We start from the raw sequence: 2,258 nt of genomic DNA, 5'->3' as shown, positions 1-2,258 counted from the left end.
TCCCATTGTCACCGCCATTGTAGCACGTGTGTAGCCCAGCCCGTAAGGGCCATGAGGACTTGACGTCATCCCCACCTTCCTCGCGGCTTATCACCGGCAGTCTCCTTAGAGTGCTCAACTAAATGGTAGCAACTAAGGACGGGGGTTGCGCTCGTTGCGGGACTTAACCCAACATCTCACGACACGAGCTGACGACAGCCATGCAGCACCTGTCTCCGGTCCAGCCGAACTGAAGAACTCCGTCTCTGGAGTCCGCGACCGGGATGTCAAGGGCTGGTAAGGTTCTGCGCGTTGCGTCGAATTAAACCACATGCTCCACCGCTTGTGCGGGCCCCCGTCAATTCCTTTGAGTTTTAATCTTGCGACCGTACTCCCCAGGCGGAATGCTTAAAGCGTTAGCTGCGCCACTAGTGAGTAAACCCACTAACGGCTGGCATTCATCGTTTACGGCGTGGACTACCAGGGTATCTAATCCTGTTTGCTCCCCACGCTTTCGTGCCTCAGCGTCAGTATCGGGCCAGTGAGCCGCCTTCGCCACTGGTGTTCTTGCGAATATCTACGAATTTCACCTCTACACTCGCAGTTCCACTCACCTCTCCCGAACTCAAGATCCTCAGTATCAAAGGCAGTTCTGGAGTTGAGCTCCAGGATTTCACCCCTGACTTAAAGACCCGCCTACGCACCCTTTACGCCCAGTGATTCCGAGCAACGCTAGCCCCCTTCGTATTACCGCGGCTGCTGGCACGAAGTTAGCCGGGGCTTATTCTTGCGGTACCGTCATTATCTTCCCGCACAAAAGAGCTTTACAACCCTAGGGCCTTCATCACTCACGCGGCATGGCTGGATCAGGCTTGCGCCCATTGTCCAATATTCCCCACTGCTGCCTCCCGTAGGAGTTTGGGCCGTGTCTCAGTCCCAATGTGGCTGATCATCCTCTCAGACCAGCTACTGATCGTCGCCTTGGTGAGCCATTACCTCACCAACTAGCTAATCAGACGCGGGCCGATCTTTCGGCGATAAATCTTTCCCCGTAAGGGCTTATCCGGTATTAGCACAAGTTTCCCTGTGTTGTTCCGAACCAAAAGGTATGTTCCCACGCGTTACTCACCCGTCTGCCGCTGACGTATTGCTACGCCCGCTCGACTTGCATGTGTTAAGCCTGCCGCCAGCGTTCGCTCTGAGCCAGGATCAAACTCTCAAGTTGGACTTGAAACTTCAAACCGGCTGATCACAACGTTTGACGAGGTCCCACCATTTTTTGGTCAGCCGAAGCCAACAAGCTGTCTGCGATTCACATCGCGGACAACGATGGTGTAACCTTTAAACGTGTACCGCCGAAGTCTTTCGTCCAGTCCCGAAAGATGAAAACCGAAGCTTTCAACTATCCGAGGCTCGCAAGGACTCCGCCGTCCACGTTTCTCTTTCTTCATCTTCACTTGTCAAACAGCCCGGGATCCGAAGAACCCATCTCCCAATCGTGGGAGTTCTTCCCATTTCTGGGAAATTTGAAGAACTCACTCGACGACAAATAACAACCGATTACTGTCGGCTGTTGATTCACTCATCGTAGTGAGGAGCTTCAGAGGCGCGGAAGGTCGCCGTGGCCAAGGGCCAAAGCACGGCCGCGCTCAGTGGCCGGGTTATAGTCCCCACCGATCGAAGTTGTCAACGGAAGGAGCCTGCTTCGAACCGCTTTTAAGCCATGAAGGCCTCACGATGTTTGAGAGCCATCAGAAGAACGGGAACCAAAGCTTGCTTACGCAGGCTGCCGCATTTGGGTTCGCTGGCAAATGAATTACAGCAACTGCGCCCGCTGCGAACATCAATAGCAACGCGAACGCGGTAATCCGTTCCACATCATCGGCAGCGTCGCGTAGGCGCCCCTGTCGGAAACTCAATCTTGCTGGCAACTGATATCGAATTGGGCGATGCTCCTGCCCTATGCGAGAGGTGGTAGCCTAATCTGGTTGGCGTTGGTCGGAGCGTTCCGGTCGCGGGCCTCGCTTGAGGCTGAAAACACGATTCGGCGTCATCAGCTTAACGTGTTGCGGCGGCAATCGCCGAAACGGCCGACGTTCGGGATGCTGGACCGTCTGATATTCGCAGGCTTGTATCGTTTGGCTCCGAAGGTGCTGGGCGCCTTGGCGATCGTGAAGCCGGAGACCGTGATTAAATGGCACCGCGCCGGGTTCAGATCGTACTGGCGGTGGAAGTCGCGGCGCCGTGGTGGCCGACCAGCTCTAGCGCCTGAGATACGC

General features: G+C 55.4%; 1 protein-coding gene and 1 rRNA gene. Both read right to left on the bottom strand.

Translation table 11 applies throughout. From position 1 onward, the window contains the following. A 16S ribosomal RNA gene (locus tag VH187_RS01700) occupies positions 1–1,204 on the bottom strand; the annotation flags it as partial. Between the two features lie 828 nt (positions 1,205–2,032). Beyond that, on the bottom strand, positions 2,033–2,258 hold a 226-nt coding region (locus VH187_RS01695; RefSeq protein WP_329699767.1), incomplete at its 5' end, for a hypothetical protein.

The sequence above is a fragment of the Scandinavium sp. genome, from assembly GCF_036271055.1.
In the GTDB taxonomy this organism is placed as follows: domain Bacteria; phylum Pseudomonadota; class Gammaproteobacteria; order Enterobacterales; family Enterobacteriaceae; genus Scandinavium.
Note: the sequence above shows the minus strand (reverse complement) of the source record. Positions and strands in the feature narration are given on the sequence as shown.